Annotated in this window: 20 protein-coding genes; 10 read left to right on the forward strand and 10 right to left on the reverse strand. The window is 39.2% G+C overall.

Going from position 1 to position 17,929, the window contains the following annotated elements; all coding sequences use genetic code 11:
• Positions 1–124 precede the first annotated feature (124 nt).
• The 3 genes from EHQ59_RS14660 to fliS are packed head-to-tail and all read right to left on the reverse strand — an operon-like array spanning position 125 to position 1,557.
• Positions 125–706, reverse strand: coding sequence for a DnaJ domain-containing protein (locus tag EHQ59_RS14660; protein ID WP_135620385.1), 582 nt, complete (start codon positions 704–706; stop codon positions 125–127).
• On the reverse strand, positions 685–1,092 hold the full coding sequence (locus EHQ59_RS14665) for a flagellar protein FlgN (RefSeq protein ID WP_135620386.1): 408 nt from the start codon (positions 1,090–1,092) through the stop codon (positions 685–687). The genes EHQ59_RS14660 and EHQ59_RS14665 overlap by 22 nt, the downstream gene beginning before the upstream one ends.
• 18 nt (positions 1,093–1,110) lie before the next feature.
• Positions 1,111–1,557 (reverse strand): flagellar export chaperone FliS, encoded by a 447-nt coding sequence (gene fliS, locus EHQ59_RS14670; RefSeq protein WP_135620387.1) that lies wholly within the window; start codon positions 1,555–1,557, stop codon positions 1,111–1,113.
• 77 nt (positions 1,558–1,634) lie between these two features.
• On the opposite strand from fliS, the gene purN reads away from it, so the two are divergent.
• From purN to fsa, 5 genes are read left to right on the forward strand one after another with little or no spacing between them, the layout of a single operon-like run.
• A complete protein-coding gene (purN, locus tag EHQ59_RS14675) occupies positions 1,635–2,249 on the forward strand; it encodes a phosphoribosylglycinamide formyltransferase (protein ID WP_135620388.1) in 615 nt (204 codons plus the stop codon).
• A complete protein-coding gene (purH, locus tag EHQ59_RS14680; protein ID WP_135620389.1) occupies positions 2,246–3,787 on the forward strand; it encodes a bifunctional phosphoribosylaminoimidazolecarboxamide formyltransferase/IMP cyclohydrolase in 1,542 nt (513 codons plus the stop codon). The genes purN and purH overlap by 4 nt, the downstream gene beginning before the upstream one ends.
• Complete coding sequence (locus EHQ59_RS14685; RefSeq protein ID WP_135620390.1) at positions 3,787–4,503, forward strand: hypothetical protein; 717 nt, start codon at positions 3,787–3,789, stop codon at positions 4,501–4,503. Before purH ends, EHQ59_RS14685 begins: the two co-directional genes overlap by 1 nt.
• Positions 4,504–4,546: 43 nt before the next feature.
• Entirely contained in the window at positions 4,547–5,218 is a 672-nt protein-coding gene (locus EHQ59_RS14690; RefSeq protein WP_135620391.1) for a hypothetical protein, read from the forward strand.
• Between the two features lie 50 nt (positions 5,219–5,268).
• A complete protein-coding gene (fsa, locus tag EHQ59_RS14695) occupies positions 5,269–5,913 on the forward strand; it encodes a fructose-6-phosphate aldolase (protein ID WP_135620392.1) in 645 nt (214 codons plus the stop codon).
• A gap of 1 nt (position 5,914) precedes the next feature.
• Here fsa and EHQ59_RS14700 read toward each other — a convergent pair whose 3' ends face one another.
• The 3 genes from EHQ59_RS14700 to EHQ59_RS14710 all read right to left on the reverse strand — a co-directional run bounded on the left by EHQ59_RS14700 (position 5,915) and on the right by EHQ59_RS14710 (position 8,251).
• Positions 5,915–6,406: an HPP family protein gene (locus EHQ59_RS14700; RefSeq protein ID WP_425270158.1), complete on the reverse strand. Its 492-nt coding sequence runs from the start codon at positions 6,404–6,406 to the stop codon at positions 5,915–5,917.
• Between the two features lie 22 nt (positions 6,407–6,428).
• Positions 6,429–7,454, reverse strand: a complete 1,026-nt coding sequence (locus tag EHQ59_RS14705) for a DUF1574 domain-containing protein (protein ID WP_135620394.1) — start codon at positions 7,452–7,454, stop codon at positions 6,429–6,431.
• 65 nt (positions 7,455–7,519) lie between these two features.
• Positions 7,520–8,251 (reverse strand): pseudouridine synthase, encoded by a 732-nt coding sequence (locus EHQ59_RS14710; RefSeq protein WP_135620395.1) that lies wholly within the window; start codon positions 8,249–8,251, stop codon positions 7,520–7,522.
• 49 nt (positions 8,252–8,300) lie between these two features.
• On the opposite strand from EHQ59_RS14710, the gene lipA reads away from it, so the two are divergent.
• A complete protein-coding gene (lipA, locus tag EHQ59_RS14715; protein WP_167481421.1) occupies positions 8,301–9,221 on the forward strand; it encodes a lipoyl synthase in 921 nt (306 codons plus the stop codon).
• Between the two features lie 2 nt (positions 9,222–9,223).
• The gene (locus tag EHQ59_RS14720) at positions 9,224–9,520 is read left to right on the forward strand and encodes a hypothetical protein (RefSeq protein WP_135620397.1); all 297 of its coding nucleotides are present in this window, start codon (positions 9,224–9,226) and stop codon (positions 9,518–9,520) included.
• A 57-nt stretch (positions 9,521–9,577) separates the two neighbouring features.
• Here EHQ59_RS14720 and EHQ59_RS14725 read toward each other — a convergent pair whose 3' ends face one another.
• Positions 9,578–10,762, reverse strand: a complete 1,185-nt coding sequence (locus EHQ59_RS14725; protein WP_135620398.1) for a lipoprotein LipL45 — start codon at positions 10,760–10,762, stop codon at positions 9,578–9,580.
• 258 nt (positions 10,763–11,020) lie between these two features.
• On the opposite strand from EHQ59_RS14725, the gene EHQ59_RS14730 reads away from it, so the two are divergent.
• Positions 11,021–12,343, forward strand: a complete 1,323-nt coding sequence (locus EHQ59_RS14730; RefSeq protein WP_135620399.1) for a radical SAM protein — start codon at positions 11,021–11,023, stop codon at positions 12,341–12,343.
• Between the two features lie 37 nt (positions 12,344–12,380).
• Complete coding sequence (locus tag EHQ59_RS14735; protein WP_135620400.1) at positions 12,381–14,468, forward strand: PP2C family protein-serine/threonine phosphatase; 2,088 nt, start codon at positions 12,381–12,383, stop codon at positions 14,466–14,468.
• Positions 14,469–14,529: 61 nt separating this feature from the next.
• On the opposite strand, the gene EHQ59_RS14740 is transcribed toward EHQ59_RS14735, so the two are convergent.
• Genes EHQ59_RS14740 through EHQ59_RS14745 form a run of 3 tightly spaced genes read right to left on the reverse strand, consistent with a single transcriptional unit; the run spans position 14,530 to position 16,413 of the window.
• Positions 14,530–14,958: a hypothetical protein gene (locus tag EHQ59_RS14740; protein ID WP_135620401.1), complete on the reverse strand. Its 429-nt coding sequence runs from the start codon at positions 14,956–14,958 to the stop codon at positions 14,530–14,532.
• A 49-nt stretch (positions 14,959–15,007) separates the two neighbouring features.
• Complete coding sequence (locus tag EHQ59_RS17750) at positions 15,008–15,163, reverse strand: hypothetical protein (RefSeq protein WP_167321688.1); 156 nt, start codon at positions 15,161–15,163, stop codon at positions 15,008–15,010.
• Positions 15,164–15,219: 56 nt separating this feature from the next.
• The gene (locus EHQ59_RS14745) at positions 15,220–16,413 is read right to left on the reverse strand and encodes an aminotransferase-like domain-containing protein (protein WP_135620402.1); all 1,194 of its coding nucleotides are present in this window, start codon (positions 16,411–16,413) and stop codon (positions 15,220–15,222) included.
• Positions 16,414–16,479: 66 nt separating this feature from the next.
• On the opposite strand from EHQ59_RS14745, the gene EHQ59_RS14750 reads away from it, so the two are divergent.
• A complete protein-coding gene (locus EHQ59_RS14750; protein WP_135620403.1) occupies positions 16,480–17,904 on the forward strand; it encodes an aminotransferase-like domain-containing protein in 1,425 nt (474 codons plus the stop codon).
• Positions 17,905–17,929: the final 25 nt, after the last annotated feature.

Consider the following 17,929-nt stretch of genomic DNA (forward strand, 5'->3'; position numbering starts at 1 on the left):
CGTAAAAACACAGTTTGATTGGCTTATCAAGAAGACTGTGTTCTTAACTTTGTTTTGCGAGACGAGACAAAGGGAAATGGTGTCAAAATTTCAAAAAGAGTCGGAAGTGTTCCGGCTCTTTTTTTTACCCTTTCGGCCACCAAACACGCAATCGTTCCAAAGAAGATTTTGCATCGCTCGCCCATAAACTTGTGGGATTGTCTTTGAGAATATTGGCATATACTTGCACTACAGGTTCTAATTCTTTTTGTAATTGAACGAGTTCCTGATTGGCAGTAGTGGAAAGTTCTATTGGATGAAGGCTCCGTTTTTCATAATAACGTAGGATGGCTTCGGTTTCCTTTTCTTTTGCCAATTTGTATTCTTGGAAAATCGGATCTTTGGATGGTTTGGTTTTCCGACGTTCGGTTTGATTTTCCCATGGTTCTTTCGATTCTGATGGGTTTTGGGAATCCCCTCTACTTTGAGGGCCCCTGTCCCCACTAGGGTCCCCAATCGAATCTTCTGGATGGATGAGAAGGAATTCTTTTAAGGATTCGTAATGTTTGTTTAACTCCACAAACATCACATCACTTGTATATTCTCCTGTATCAGGATGGTATTTTTTTGCTAATTTGTGATAGGAATCTCGTAATTCCGCTTCGGTAAATCCAGAACTTAAACCTAAAAATTGCAGGGAATCATTTAACAGTAGTTTTTTGTCCATGAAAGGCCAGAGGAAAATACCAAATGAGATTTGAGCCTACGTTTGATACTAAATTCCCAATACTCTTTTTTACTCTCATTCATTTCGAAGACAAGTAATTCTTGGACTTTTTGTTGTAGAGTTCGAGCTTCATCTAATTTGGAAAATACAGATTCCGAAAGCGCAATTTCCTCTTCGGTATGCACATCCATCTCTTGGTGTTCCAAAATCTGTATATCGAGTTCTTCCAGTTTTCGTACGAGTGATTCGTTTTTAAATTCAATTTTGACGGCGGTATCCGCATCTCGGTAGGAAAGTAATTCTTCTTCCCTCTTTAAATTTTGAATCAAACCATCCAGAAGTTGGATTTTCTTTTGTAATAACTGTTTGAAGGAAGTTTGTTTCATAAAATTAAAAATGAAATATTAACCTGTAATGGAGATTCCAGTGGTCCTTGGACCTGCACTTTGTGTGGGAGTTTGAGGTTCTTTTTTCTCTAACTCTTCCCATGAGTTTTTCAACTCACCTAAAATTTTGATACATTCTTCGATGATGGCCTTGTCTTTGCGCATATTGGCTTCGAGAAGTCTCTTTTTTAAGTAGATGTAGAGGGATAAAAGGTTGTTTGCGACTTCTTTCCCCTCTTCCATATTGAGAGACAAAAGCAGTTCGGTAATGATGTCTTGGGTTTTGATAATGTTGTTGTTTACCACATCATACTTTCTGGGAGTCATATTGTCTTTTGCGACACCTAGAAAACGAATGGCCCCATCAAATAACATCACAATCAATTTGATTTGGCTAACGGTAGAGATCTCGTTGGCTTTGTATTCATTGTAAGCAGAGGCACCGGTTTTTCTCGCAAGCGACATTTTTTTCTCCTGACTATTCCCATCGACCAAAAAGGATACTTGCTTAATGACCGATCCGAATATTCTTAGAATATCACATGGGAAAAACAAAACGTGTTGTTTTTTTGGCTTCTGGCAGAGGGTCGAATTTTTCGGCTTCTGTGGAATTCATTCGTAAAAAGAAGCTAAAACTAGACCTAGTTGCCCTAGTCACGGACAATCCTGAGGCAAAGGCCCTTAGTTTAGCTAAAAAGTTCGGGATTTCCACAAAAATCATCCCTTACACCCAATTTAGTTCCAAATTGGACTACCACCGCGATTTACTCGAGCAAGTGGAATCTTACAAACCCGATCTCATCGTGGCTTGTGGTTATATGAGAATCCTCAAACCGGATTTTGTACAAAGGTTTCCGAACCAAATCATCAATGTACACCCCAGTTTACTTCCTGCCTTCCCTGGACTCGACTCCCAAAAACAAGCTTTGGATTACGGTGTCAAAGTAGCAGGTTGTACGGTGCATTTTGTCTGGGAAGGTGTGGACACAGGGCCCATCATTTTACAAAAAGCGATTGCCATTCGACCAGAGTGGTCTGAAAAAGAATTATCCTTGGCAATCCTAAAGGAAGAACACAAAATCCTTCCCCTCGCTATACAACTGTTTTGTGAAGATAAACTAAAAATCAAAGAACGAAAGGTAGAAATCCTAAAATGATTCAAATCAAAAGAGCACTTGTTTCCGTTTCTGATAAAACGGGAATCACTGAAATCTGTTCCTTCCTAACCAAACATGGTGTGGAAATTTTATCCACTGGTGGAACCTATGATGCCCTTGCCAAAGCTGGGATCGCAGTGAAAAAAGTAGATGAGTTTACTGGTTTTCCAGAGATTTTACATGGTCGAGTGAAAACCCTCCATCCCAAAATCCATGGTGGTCTTCTCGGTGATACCACCAATCCCAACCATGTCAAACAAATGGAAGCAAACGGCATTGTTCCCATCACCCTTGTCATTGTGAATCTCTATCCCTTTGTCAAAACAGTGATGAAACCAGATGTCACACTCGAAGATGCAATTGAAAACATCGATATCGGTGGACCATCAATGCTTCGTTCAGCGGCAAAAAATCATAAAAACGTTGTGGTGTTAACAGATCCAAAAGATTACGAATCCTTCCAAAAAGAATTCACATCCAACCAAGGTAAAATTTCGAGAGAAACTGCTTTTGGTTATGCGGCAAAAGTATTTTCAGAAACAGCAGCATATGATTCTGCAATTTCTACCTATTTCAATAAACGTTTGGATATCAAATACCCTGACAAAATTACATTTGCATTCAACAAAAAACAAAAACTTCGTTATGGTGAGAACCCACACCAAGATGCTGCATTTTATGAACCTCAGTTTTTAAAATCACAGTTTGAAGCATTACAAGGGAAAGAACTCTCTTTTAATAATATGTTGGATTTTGATGCAGCCTTCCATGTGGCGAGTTTACTTCCTAAAAATGCAGTATCAATTGTGAAACACTTAAATCCATGTGGGATTGCTTTTGGTGATACTGTTTTAGAATCCTTTGAACTCGCGAGAAAAACGGATCCTATTTCAGCATTTGGTGGAATCATTGGAATTCATGGTCGCGTGGAAAAAGAAGCCGCAGAAGAGATCACAAAAAACTTTGTAGAAGGTGTGATCGCAGAAAGTTTTTCCGACGAAGCATTAGAAATTTTTTCAAAAAAACCAAACGTTCGTTTGATTCCGATTGCAAAGTTTGATGAAGCTCTTGATGAATTGGATTTACGTTCCCTTCACCATGGTCTTCTCATTCAAAATCGTGATTATGATCTCATCACCAAAGACAAATTAAAAATCGTTTCGAAAAAACAACCAACAGAAGATGATTTGGAAGGATTGATGTTTGCCTGGAATTGTGTGAAGTTCATTAAATCCAACGCAATTGTGTATACGGACCAAAACTCAACGCTTGGCATCGGGGCAGGTCAAATGTCACGTGTCGATTCAGTAGAGCTTGGTGCCATGAAAGCACAAAAAGTGGGACTCTCGGTTGTGGGATCGTATGTGGGAAGTGATGCATTTTTTCCTTTCCGAGATGGAATTGACGCAATTGCAAAAGTGGGTGCGAAAGCCATCATCCAACCGGGTGGATCCATCCGAGATGAAGAAGTGATCCAAGCAGCTGACGAACATGGACTGATCATGGTCTTCACTGGCATGAGGCATTTCCGTCACTAATGGAATTTTTCCTTTTCCTACTCTTTCTCTTCTTTTTTGGTTTTGCGGTGGCTACCATCACCTATTATACGAAAATTTTATTTTTTTCGGCAAAATCAAATTACCGAAGAGAGGAACTAACAGAGATTCGGGGAGATGTATTTCGCATCTTCCTGAATGTTTTAGAATCAAATGGAAACATTGTTTTTGGTAGTCTCACATTCGTAGGAAGCGCTTTTTTTGTATGGCTTTGGCCCTTACTCGGATCGGCACTGGGAGAAAAAGGACCTGGGATCTTTGAACATATTTTCCACCTACCCATATTCTTTTTAGCTTTGTTTTTTTCCTATCCTGTCATCAAAGAAGCCTACCAAGGAACTTCGATTTTAGGTCTCACCAAACCCACGTTATCAGGGTTTGCCTTAGGAAATTTATCGAGTGGAGCGGTTCATTACGGCCTCGACCGAGATTTGTATTTTTTATTTTACCTACTTCTATTCTTTTTACAGACACCCGTTTTGGTTTTCCTTTGGAATAACGAATCAATCTTTGGTGTCAGTTTTGAACCTACACCTACCTACGAATCCGGCGAGGATTGGTCTAGTTCCGATTATGGGGAAACCTCCTCCGATGAGGAACATACCTTTGGCCAGACAGACGACGAGGAAAACCCATTTGCCGAGGAAACGGAAACCTACGGGCTCGGAGATGACCCCTTCTCCGATGAATTTAAGTGAGAAACAAGTTCGCTTTTTTTAGAGATTGGCCGATACAAACAGTATGAAGAAATATCTGCTAATCCTCCTTTTTTGTTTTCCTGGTTATCTATTTTCGCAAACAGAAATACCAAATACCTTGGATGGATTTGCGGAAGCTTCTTGGGGGATGACGTTTGAATCCATCCGAGAGAAATTCCTTTCCATGGCAACAAACCCTGATTCCAAAGAAAAAATTGAGATCCTCAATGAAAAAAAGGATGTCAGTTTACTCATCCGCCGAAACGGAATTCTGTATTTGTATCGTTTTTATAAAACTCCAGAACTTTTAAAAGAAGTCCGTCCCAAAAGAGAAGGCCAACCAGAAACAGACCCAACGATCGATGGCCAAACTGAATTTCGAGAGAATGGAATTTTATTTTCGGTTGGTGTCACATTCAACTTAGTTCCATCTGAAAAAATCAAAGAGAAACTCGAAGCCAAATATGGAAAACCGAGAAAGGAATCCATTGGCGATGACAAAGTTTCTGGGGCAGCCATTTGGGAACTTGTGGAGCGAAGAGAGAATCCGCCGCGAGGTGGTTTTGCTGTCGTTTGGAGAGAAGGATATAAAAAACTCCCTTATACTCGCCGCATTGATTACTTTTCTGCCAATATCCGTGACATCATCGCAAAAGATTACGTGGATTTCTTCAGCGTACAAGAAACAAAAACCTTGCGGGATTTAATCCCGTAGTTAGCTTGTCTCGTGAGGCTTGGTTTCTAAAACCAAGCAGACGAGGCAAAATGAATTTATTTTTAGACACAGCCAATATTGACGAAATTAAAAAGGTCCATGAATTAGGCTTACTTGACGGTATCACCACAAACCCATCCATCATTGCAAAATCGGGTCGAAAATTCACAGAAGTCATCAAAGAGATCTGTAGTTTTGTGAAAGGACCTGTGAGTGCAGAAGTACTAGCAACGGATGCACCTACTATGATCAAAGAAGGTTTGGAATTATCCCAAATCGCAGAAAACGTTGTAGTGAAAGTGCCCTTGATTCCAGAAGGAATGAAAGCAGTGAAGGCGTTTGCTGAAAAAGGGATTCAAACAAACGTAACACTTTGTTTCACAGCAAACCAAGCCCTACTTGCGGCAAAAGCGGGTGCTACATTCATTTCTCCATTTGTGGGTCGTTTGGATGATGTAGGATATGACGGACTGGAACTCATTTCCGAAATCAGAGAGATTTACGACAACTACGGAATAGAAACACAAATCCTCGCGGCTTCAGTTCGCCATCCGATTCACTTCAAAGAAGTGGCTTTACGTGGAGCAGATTGTGTGACTTTACCATATTCTGTTTTTGAAATGTTATTCAAACACCCACTGACAGACAGTGGACTTGCTAAATTTGTAGAAGACGCAAAAAAACTAAACTGGTAATCTAAAACCAAGCCACCGGATACTTCCGGTGGTGCACTAGGTTATTCACAACCAGCGCATTCAAAAGAAGTAAAATCACTCCCACCATTACGGGAAAAAATATAAACTCCACACCCACTCCTCCAATCACACCAATGAGCGCAGTTGCTCCTCCTGGTGGATGTAAGGTATGCGTAAGATACATCACCAAAATAGACAATCCAACAGAAAATCCTAAGGTAAAAAAATTGGTCCCGATGGTCTGCACCAAAATCACAGCAATTGTGGCAGACAAAAGATGACCCCCAATTAAATTCCTTGGTTGAGACAGTGGTGCATCAGGCACTGCAAATAACAGAACTGCTGTGGCACCAAAAGAACCAATGAGTAAACTGTGACCCGACAAATTGGTGATGAGTAAAATCGACCAAATGGCAGTGGTGCTACTGATAAAACTCCAAATGGCAAAACGAAGAGAGAGTTTGTTTCGTTTTGCTCGAAGGGGAGCCTTGATTTTATAAGGGATGTTTTTGAATCTACTTTTCAGCGTAGTTTAACCAAATTTCTTTCATTTGATCTATAAAACAAAACGCCGATTGGTGAGAAGCGTCATTGAATAAATCACAAGTATTTGGAACATTCCAATTCAAAGTATATGCTCCGTATTCTTTTGCTTTGGAGGCAATGGGATCCCACCAAACTTCTTTTACATGGAACTTTTCATAATAAGAATAGTATTCAGGAAAAACCTTCGGCCAAATCACGAGTGTTTTGATTTTTTTCTCTTTGGTGATTTTTAAGATTTTTTCAACATAAGGTAGTTGTGATTTTCCGACTTCATAGGAACGCATATACAAATTTCCAATTCGGATCGTATCGTTTTTGATTTTTTCGATTGGATTGGATTGAACGCCATACATCAAATATTCACCCTTTGAATAATTGATGAGTTGGAATTCTTTATTATGAGAAGCTTTGTATTCTTTCAGTTTTCCTTGTTTTAAGCGGGACGTGAACAATGATAAATTGAATTCCACACTGCGAATCGCAAAGATATGATCCAAAACATAATACCATTTTTCTTTTAATGGAATATCATCCCAAACCATATCAATACATTCTTTATTACATCCCATTCGTAAAAAGGGAGACAAAATAAATCCTTTGGAATCATCAAAGGCTTCAGGACTTAACGATAAGATGACAAAATCAGGTGTGACACCTTGTTCCAAAATACTTTGGAATTGCATCAGGGAATTCATTGGAATTCCTTGGGGACTACTGAAATTATAGAGTGTCCATTGTTTTTGGTATGGTTCTGGGATTCCGATTTCAGCAAAAGGATAGGATCTAGAATCTCCCAATACAAGGGCTAATTTTTTTTCCTTTAGATTCGGATCCGAAACGAGGCGGTCTTGTAGCACCTTTCTTTGGTAATAAAAAACTGAATTGCCTGCTTGCAAAAATTCCTCATGGAAAACAGGTAATAAAAAGATTTTATCTACCAAAAAGATAAATAAAAAGAGAACCAAAGGATAAAATAAAAATGGTTTTGATTTCAAAAAAACAAATCCCCTAACCTCACCATTTTATGAATCGAGTGGATTCTTCAACCAAATTAAGGAACCTAATTGCCGAGAACTTGTTCTTCCGTGACCACTTTGTATTTTCCCTCTTCCAAGTGAAAATTTCGTAAATCCAGTTTGCCAATCCGAATCCGATACAAATCAAGAACCACCAAATCTTTTGTTTTACACATCCGACGGATCTGACGTTTTTTTCCTTCTTTTAGCACAATACTGAGATAACTTGTAAAACCGGCTTGCGTATTTTCTGGAACAACATTGGCTGGTTTGACTGCCAAGGCACGAAGGGTTTCTCCCCCTTCTCTTACACCTAACATGAATTCTTCGGCAATTTTTTTCCAATTCACTGGTTGTTTTAAACTGATAATGTATTCTTTATCGATTTTATGTTTGGGATGAGTGACCTTTTGGATGAAATTACCATCAATCGATAAGAGGATCAGCCCTCTAGAATCTAAATCCAATCGTCCTGCATAATTGTATTTCTGAAAGGATTCAGGTAATAAGGTGAATATGGTGTTCTCATGGTGTTTGTCTTCATGAGAGGTAAGAAATCCGGGAGGTTTATTGAAGGCAATGATCCTCGGACGAGAATCCCCGGCTTCGTTGACAACTGGTTTTCCATCAAAGAGGATGGTATCGTTTTCATCCACTTGGAAGGACAAATCCGTAATTGTACTACCATTGATTTTGACCCTTCCCGCGAGGACCAATTCTTCCACTTTTCGACGGGAACCTAAACCTAATTTGGCAAGAAATGCATTGATCCTCATGATTTTCCATTTTACAAAGTGGCCTCATTTCAAAAAGTCTAAAGAAGGTATGAATCCATTAAAAAAGAAACCTCGCTCCAAACATTTGAACCCCACCCAACCCCTGCCGGATTGGATGAAGGTGCGAGTGAGTTTTCCCAAGGATTCTGACTCCCTTTCTGTGGTTCGAGCCGATGTCGAATCCAAAGAACTTCATACCGTTTGTGAATCCGCCAGTTGCCCGAATTTAAACCATTGTTGGAATCGTAAAACTGCCACCTATATGCTCGCTGGTGATATTTGCACAAGACGTTGCCAGTACTGTGACGTCGCCTTTGGAAAACCAAAATCCCTCGACATGGAAGAACCCGAAAAGGTAGCAAGGTCTGTTGAACTACTTGGACTCCGACATGTGGTTCTCACAGCAGTCAACCGAGACGATTTAAAAGATGGGGGCGCAGCTCATTTCGCGGAAACGATCCAAAAGATCAAAACCTACTCTCCTCATTGCACCATTGAAGTGTTAATTCCTGATTTTAAGGCAAAAGAGGATTCTTTACAAATCCTCTATACCGCAAAACCCCATATCATCAATCACAATATCGAAACGGTGGAACGTCTCTTTCCGACCATCACACCTCAAAAAAACTATCGGCGTTCCCTCGAAGTATTATCTCATATCGCCAAACATGGATTTGTGACCAAAAGTGGACTGATTTTAGGTCTTGGGGAAACAGAGACCGATATCAAAACCTGTTTGGAAGACTTGTATGCAAATGGGGTTCGGATGTTGACGATTGGCCAATACTTACAACCAGGTCCAACTCACTACCCCGTGCAGTCCTTTGTGACACCGGAACAGTTTGAGATATGGAAACAAGTCGCCTACCAAATTGGATTTAAGACGGTAGCATCGGGTCCTCTCGTACGATCCTCTTACCACGCAGATGAATATTTTGAAATAGAAAAGGAAAATCTACCGAAAGAGTAGATATGACCGAATCCGAATTAGAGGAGTTTCAAAAAGGACTTACCAAAACCTTTTTTTTATCCATCTTAAAAGACCTGGGTGAAATTGATGATACTCTCTCTGATTATGAAGTAAAGGTTCTCATCCAAAAAGCACTCACCCACCATCCGGAATTACAAGTGGAATGGGGAGAGATGGAACGATTTGGTCAAAACACACTCCTCGTCAAATACCAAAACAATCTCCTCATGATCGAAGTGAGCCCTCTCATCAGCGCCATTCGCGTTCTTTGGAACGAATACAAAAACACGAGTACATAAAAAAAGCCCGAAGGGGAATCCCTCCAGGCTTCTTTTCTACGTAAGGGTGTGGTTGTTTTAGAATTTGGATTTTTGTTGAAGGTCGTAAATGACTTCTTCTACTTTATCCATATCAATTTTTTTGACACCATTTTCAGTGTGAACAATCAATTGTCCATTTTCTTGGTTGATGATTGCTCCAATGATCACTGTTTTACCATCAGTTAATACGATTTTTTCAATTCTTTCGTAGTAGTTGATGATGTCTTTTTTCGATTTGAATTCTTTTGGTTGGCTAGCTAAAGTGTCTTCGAATTTTTTCTTCTCTTCTTCTTGTCGCTTAGCAACGTCTTTTTCAATCGCTTGTTTCTTAGCATCGATTTCTTGTTTTTTCAACTCATCCAATTTCTCAGTTTGAGCTGATTCACTGAGTTTCACAATTTCTTGTGCTGTTTGTTTATCAACAGTTACGATGGTTTTGATTTCTTGTTCTTCGTTTTTAGTGAGTTTTGCATTTTCAACTACGAGTTTTTCTTTCTCTGCAGTTTTGAATGCTTTTGATAAATCCAAAGATTGAATGTCTGCTGACTTTGCAAGTTCTGCAGATTTTACAGATTGAGTAGAAGCTTGGTCTTTTTCTAAGATCACTTCTGCTTTTGCAATGGATTCTTGTAATTTTTTAAGATCAGCACTTTTAGAAATTTCTTCTTCTGAAAGTTTTTCAAGAGCTGGAACACGTGGAGCGAATGCAACCGCACCTTCCACAACTTTCACCTTCGCAGGTTTTCCATCAGCTGATTCTACGATGAAGGAAGTTCCACGCACACCCGCAATCGCGGTTGGTGTTACAACAGTGAAGTTGTCTTCTTTCTTCGCTTTGTTCACTTTCGCAAATACTTTTCCGGAAACTAGAGCAATTTGAGTGTCTGTTGTTCCAGCGTTGTCTTGGGAAAGTTTCGCAAAGTCAATCGCGGATTTTGGAGAGATACGAATGCTCGAGCCATCTGCAAATTGGATGTCTACTTTTCCATTGTCGCCTGTGACTACATTATCCCCTGTTTTCAAAAGAGCACCAAGTTGTGCTTTTTCTTCTGTTTGGTCTGCGTGTTGGATTTTGGAATCTCCTACCGCAAATACGACAACCGCAGATAAATCTGCAGGTTTTTTAGGTGCTTCCGTTACTTCTGCCTCTGGTTTCTTACAAACTGTAAGACCAGTGAAAAGAATCGCAAGACCTACGATGGTTAGTTTCGATGCTTTCATATCTTCCTGTCCCTTAGTGAAATACTAATTTCCTTACTCTCTAATCAACAAACCAGGAGATGGAAAATTCCCAGTTTTTTTCTATTTTTTTCTAGAATGAAAAAAATTTCATTAGTTCGGAAAAAAAATAATTTGGTGAGTGGATTTGTAAACGAATATTCAGGTATTTCGTAGGAAACCTACGATTTTCGGGTCTTTTTCGCAGTTTTTTCGGGAAAATCGCTTTGTCTAAGACAGAGGAAGAAAAAAACTCCCATTATGGCTGAAACCTCTACAATGAACCAAAGACCTGCCTCCTCCCTTTCTTTACTCGAAGAAATGGAAAGAACTTACAAAGACCTTCCCATGGAAGCGATTGTCAAACAAGACATTCTCAGGCAAGGCATTCATTTTTTTCCAGAGGCATTCCAAGTCAAAGATCCTTATAAATCCAAAGACTATTTTATTTTTTCTTTTGATCATATTCCCCTAGCTGACCTAAAAGATGGAGCCGATACCAAAGCACCTGAGGAAATTAAGATCAGCGGTGGCCATTTCGGTCTTTTAAAAACAGTGATCTCCACAAGGAACAATCCAAACTCTCCATACAAAATGAAACTGAGAGATGGAAAACCCACTCTCTTTTTAGAAGAAACGGAGATTGGAACAGCAGAGTATCCACCCATTCCTTCTTGGTACAGACACAAAACCAAATCCGGAAAACTTCCAGGGGAAGTGGCACCTGTCATTGAATGGGGATACCTCCTCTACCTCACAGTCTTTCGCAACTGCCAATATTTTGGAAAAGACGAAGAATGTGCATACTGTGACATCAATCATAACTACCGCCAACAAAAAGGGGCAGGACGTCCTTACACAGGTGTGAAGGATGTGGATGATATTTTAGAAGTATTATCTTGGGTAGATGCAGAAGACCAAATTGCAAAAGTGTATACGATCACTGGCGGATCTGTTCTCACCAATCTAAAGAAAAAATCAGAAGTGGATTTTTACCTCCAATACCCGGAAGCAATCGAAGCTCGTTTTCCCAAACGTTGGATGGGAAAACTGGTGGCTCAAGCCTTTGAAAAGGAAGACTGCCAAAAATTCAAAGACGCAGGAATTCAGATTTACCATCCCAATTATGAAGTTTGGGACAAAGATCTCTTTGAAAAAATTTGTCCAGGAAAAGCAAGTTGGATTGGGTATGAAAATTGGATCCGACGAGTGGTTGACTCGGCAGAAGTGTTTGGACCCGAAAATGTGATCCCGAACTTTGTGGGTGGTGTCGAACTTTCTGAACCTTGGGGATTTAAAACAGTAAAAGAAGCAATCACTTCCACAAAACAAGGGTTAGACTTTTTTATGTCCAAGGGAATTGTGCCAAGATTTACAGCATGGTGCCCTGAACCGTACACAACCCTTGGCCAACAAGCAGGCCCCCCTCTTGTGTATTTTTGTGAATTACTACGCGCATGGAAAGAAACCTTTGAATCCTATGGTTTGCCAACCCCTCCAGGATATGGAGAACCAGGCCCAGGGAAAGCTGTGTTTTCCGTTTCTGCGTTTATGGATGTGATAGGATATTCTGGACGAAATTAGTTCTTTTCGTTTTTCACATTCATCTAAACTAAAACCAATGCGAAAATTAATTCTCTTTGTGGTCCTCATCACCACCTGTGCTTTGTGTACGTTTCAATGCCAAAATCCAGACTTGGGGGATAGCCTTCGGTTCCGCCAAGGGATTTTGGATTTACGAGAGATCACTTTCAAAGAAAACACTGCCATTGACTTACAAGGGGAATGGGAGTTGTACTTTGATGAATTCCACTATCCTCCCTTTCATGGAAAAAAAGCTCTGACGGGTTATTTGGCCATTCCGAATTCCTGGCAAGGAGAAGAGTATAGTGGGATTGAATTACCTAGGACAGGAAAAGCCACCTTACGCGCGTTCATCCATATCAACAAACAAAGTGTAGGTCAAGAGCTACGAATTTACATTCCCGATGTAGCTTCCTCCTATCGATTTTTTGCCAATGGAGTTCTCATCGGTGGACAAGGAAAACCAGGGATTAACCAATTTGATGACACTCCTCGTATCAAATCCAAATATTACACACTGATTCCTGATGATGAAATTGTGGAGTTGGTTTTCCATATTGCCAATTATGAAAACAATTTTGGTGGGTTTTGGGGTCATCCCATTCTCGGAAACAAATATATCATGGATAGAGAAAGAATGTTTGCCAATGCACGTGAGTTATTTTTACTCGGTGCACTTTCTCTCATTGGTTTGTACCATTTTGGTTTGTATTTTTATAAACGAAAAGAAACATCCATATTCTATTTTGCGATCTTTTGTGTTTTGCTTGGAATTCGTTTAGCATTTACAGGAGAACGATATATCCTTGAATTATTCCCGAAGTTCCATTGGCCAACAGCATTTCGCATTGAATTCGCTTCTTATTATTTTGCGGTTCCCACGTTTTTACTTTTCATTCATTCATTGTTTCCAGAAGAATCGAAAATCAAACATGTAAGACGTGCCTTAGTTGCCAGTACGGTATTTGCCTTTACATTGTTTTTACCCATTTCGGTTTTTACGATTTTACTTTATGGATTTCAAATTCTTGCCTTCCTCATCATTGGGTACGTCATTCATATCAACTTAAAAGCAGTTTTGAATAGCAGACCCAATTCCAAATTGTTTTTGATTGGGTTACTCGTCTTAGCGTTTTCGGTTTCCTTTGATATTTTAAAACATAGTTTGAATAGCAGAGGGATTGGACTGACTCCCTATGCCCTTCTTTGTTTTATTTTTATCCAATCTTTAATTTTATCCAGTCGGATTGCCAATGCATTCGTAAGAGCAGAAGAACTTGCTGAAAGTTTAAAGATCAGTAATGAATCCTTACTTGCCGTAACAGAAAATTTGGAACAAATTGTTTCGGAAAGAACTTACCAATTAAACTCATCACTCGGTCGGATCAAAAAAGACCTACTACTTGCGAAGAAAATCCAACAAAAAATCCTTCCAGAAGATGGAATCAAATTTTCTCCACTCAAAATCCATCTCTACTTCCAACCCCAAGAACAAGTGGGAGGTGATTTTTATGATATCTTTGAACTCGATAATGGAATCGTTCGATTTTTTATCGCAGATGCCACGGGGCATGGAATCCAAGCAGCATTGTATACGATGGCGATCAAATCTGAATACGAAGCCATCAAACGATTTATCACAAAAACTGATGATTTGATGAACCATTTGAATCAAAAAATTCAAAACAAATTTTCAGGATTAAAAATTGTATTTTCTGGATTTTTATTAGACATTGATACCAGAACCAAAACCGTCTACTATTCGTCAGCTGGTCACCCAAACCAAATTTTCCAATCGAGTGGAACACAAATTATTTTGAATCGAACGGGTAATATCATTGGTCTCAAAAAAGACCAACCCTATACTCAGAAACAATTTCCCATTTTGGAAGGAGATCGTATCCTACTTTTTACCGATGGAATGTTGGAACAAAAAAATGAATCGCGAGAAGAGTTTGGTATGGACCGCATGCAAAAAATTGTTTCGGAATTTACACAGAAAGAATCCGAACGTGTGCTTGCCGAGCTTGTCATCCAATTGTTTTTGTTTCAGGGAAAAGAAGAACAAGAAGATGACCAAACTGTCATCTTCATCGAGTGGGAAAAAGAACACGAATCCACTTGAGGAGAAGATCGTGTTTTTTTTTCTAGAAACCACTCTAGGTTTTGTTTTGGATGTGATTGGTTTATTTTTTTAAGAACAAACGATCAACACCATTTTTTTCGAACTCGGCATCGTATTTCTCTGCTTCTTTTGCTACTTTTGTTTCGTATGCTTCAGGTGCCATTGCTTCTAATTCCTTTTCAGAAATAGAAAGTTCCAAATCTCTTTGTGCGAGTTCGGTTGTGAGTTCTGTCCAAAACACATCATCATTATAAGGTTCGATATAAGACTCAAATACTTCTTGGAAATATTCTTCTGCGACAGTGTACATTCCATTTTCAGAAGTGATGGGACTATTCTCCATTCCTGCGGAAAGTTTTTTGAGTAAGGATTGGAGAAAACCATCCACACTGGGATCCGATTCTTCGTGAGGAGAGTTACTCACCCATTCGAATACAGTGAGTGCATCCAAGAGTTGTTTTGTTTCTTGTGGTGTAAGATCTAAATTCATAATTACCTGCTTTCCTTCCATAGAAACACTCCATGCAAAGAGAAGCAAATCAAAGAATCACAGTAGATCGATTTTCCTTATAGTTTTGGTACATTTGTTCCACAAGCATTCGAAAACTGGGATCTTCCTTTAGAATTTCCAATTTTTCTTCCAAACTGAGGACGGAAAACTTAGGATGCAATGCTTTCGTGACTGCAGGCTTCATATTTAATAAGTAAACAGATAAGTAGTAAATGTCAAACAATTTTTACTACACGTATGTTACGTAATTATGTCACGATACACGGATTGGATCCTTCTCACCCCCTCCTCCATTTGCTCTTCAGGTAAAAAACTGAAATTCATTCGAAAAAATGCCCGTTCTGATTTTTCCAAACGAAATTCATTTCCAGGTATCATCACCACTTTGTTTTCCATAAGCTTAACCATCATTTTTTTCGCCGAAACATTTGGATACTCTACCCACAAAAACATTCCACCCAGAGGATTTTGAAATTTCACTTCTGGTAGGTATTGTTCTAACAAACGAACCAAATGATTCTTTTGGTTGGCATAAAAAGTTTGGATCTTTTGTAAATGTTTCCTAATATCCAAATCGCGAAGAAGTTGCACCAAAACAACTTGGGAAAACTGATTCGAATTTAGATCATATCCTTGTTTGATGGCAGTAAAAATTGTTTCATATGGTTTAGGTACACTTACCCATCCCAATCGAAAACCAGGAGAAATGATTTTTGAGAAACTTCCTAAAACAAAGGATAGGTCTTTGTTTTTACGTAACGATGTGATGGAAGGATAAACCGTTCCCGTAAAATCCAAATATCGATATGCCTCGTCTTCCAACAGGATGACACCATATGCATCTAAAAGGGAAGCCACCTTTTCGCGTTTGGCGATGGACCAAGTACATGTGGATGGATTTTGGTAACTCGGGTTTGCATAAAAACAATGGATTTTCTCGCGAACAAGAATGGTTTCGAGTGCTTCTATACTGGGACCATCCTCTTCCATAGGCAGTGAAACAAAATGAGGGCGATATGGTGAAAATGCCTGCAAAGCCCCCAAATACACGGGGTTTTCCAAAAGCACATTTGTGTTTTCATCCATAAACAGTTGTCCCAAAATCGCAAGACCTTGTTGGGAACCACTCGTAATGCATAAAGACTTGGAAAAGTCCTCTTTCTCATCGACAAAATATTCAAAAATCAATTCCTTTAAGGCTTCATAACCTGTGGAATCTCCATATTGAAAAGCGACATCCTTTTTCGTGCGAATGGTTGTTTCTGTCGCCTGAGTTAATCGTTCCGTAGGAAGTAAACTAGGATTCGGAAGCCCACCAGCAAAGGAAAGAAACTCTGAATCTTTGACTGTGATTTTTAAAATTTCACGAATGGCGGAAGAACGGATGTCATTTGTTCTTTTTGTCAAAAATAGATTTGCAAGATTTCTTTCCATGTCAATAAATTATCAAAGAAATAGAAATCTGTCCATATACAGATGGTCTGTTCTATAGGTATACAGATGGAAAAAACAAAATACGAACAACTTGCCTCCGACCTAAAAAAAGAAATTCAGATTGGTTATTATTCGGAAAACGAAAAAATCCCATCCCTTCGGGAAATTCAAACTTTAAAATCCTGTAGTTTGACAACTGCCAAGGAAGCGTATCGGATTTTGGAAGAGGAAGGGTATATCTACGTCTTAAACAAATCAGGATATTATGTACAAAAAAACATTAGTTCTGTGATTCTAGGTCCTCAAAACGAATTTTATGAATCGGTGGAAGCAGATGATCGGATCCAACAAATCATGAACACAGTCATGGATCCAAAACTCATCTCCTTTGGAGCAGCGATTCCAGCCCTTCGTTATTTACCAATTGCAGAATTACATTCCGCTTATAAAAAAGCACTTCTCTATAAGGATGGTTTTAGTTACGGAGACTTACAAGGAAATCCTCATCTCAGAGATTGGTTGGCCAAACGAACATCGATGAATGGGTATCGAGTGAGTTCAAAACAAATTCAAATCACAGCAGGATGTACAGAAGCAATCACCTATTCCTTGTTTTCTGTTACAGAACCTGGAGATACAGTGATCGTTCCTTCTCCCATTTACGTGGGTCTATTCCAAATTCTCGAAACCTTACGATTAAAGGTGGTGGAGATTCCTTATCGTGAGGCAGAAGGAATTAGTTCCACTGAATTTGAAAAACTCATCAAACGACACAAACCCAAAGTATTTTTATTTTCAGCTAATTTTAATAATCCCAATGGAATTTTATTTCGAGATGAAACCAAACAAATTTTGGCCGAACTTTGTGATCGATATGGAATCCACCTCATCGAAGATGATATCTATGGTGATTTGTTTTATACAGGGACAAGACCAAAACCTCTGGTGAGTTTTTTTTCGCAAAAACTGAATGGGCCCAAAACTTTTTTATGTTCCTCCTTTTCCAAAACACTTTCCCCCGGACTTAGAATGGGCTGGGTCGCCACTAAAACGGGGATCCAATCGGTATCCAAAATCGCAAGAGCCTTTAAAATTTCAGAAAACCACCCAACTCAACTTTCAGTTCTGGAATACTTAAAACGACAAACCTATGAAAGACATTTAAAAAGTTTACGAAAAGAATACCAAAATCTGAGCCATGAATACATAGAACTACTGACAAAAGAAAGTGATGGAAATCTTAAAATTACGAAACCAGACGGAGGATTTGTTATTTGGATTGAATCAAAGTTAGATGGAGACAAACTTCTTTTGGAAGCTAAAAAATTAGGTATGGCAATTGCACCAGGATCTCTATTTGGGTTATCCAAACATTGGAATCATTTTTTTCGTATGAATGTTTCTGTAGGCCGATCACCAAAAATCCGAGAGAAACTGATTCTCTTTGCAAAACGATTTCGGAAAAACGGAAAATCAAAATCAACTTTTTAGTTGCTACGAAAAGAAACCTGAATCA

This window comes from Leptospira kemamanensis (genome assembly GCF_004769665.1).
Lineage (GTDB): Bacteria > Spirochaetota > Leptospiria > Leptospirales > Leptospiraceae > Leptospira_A > Leptospira_A kemamanensis.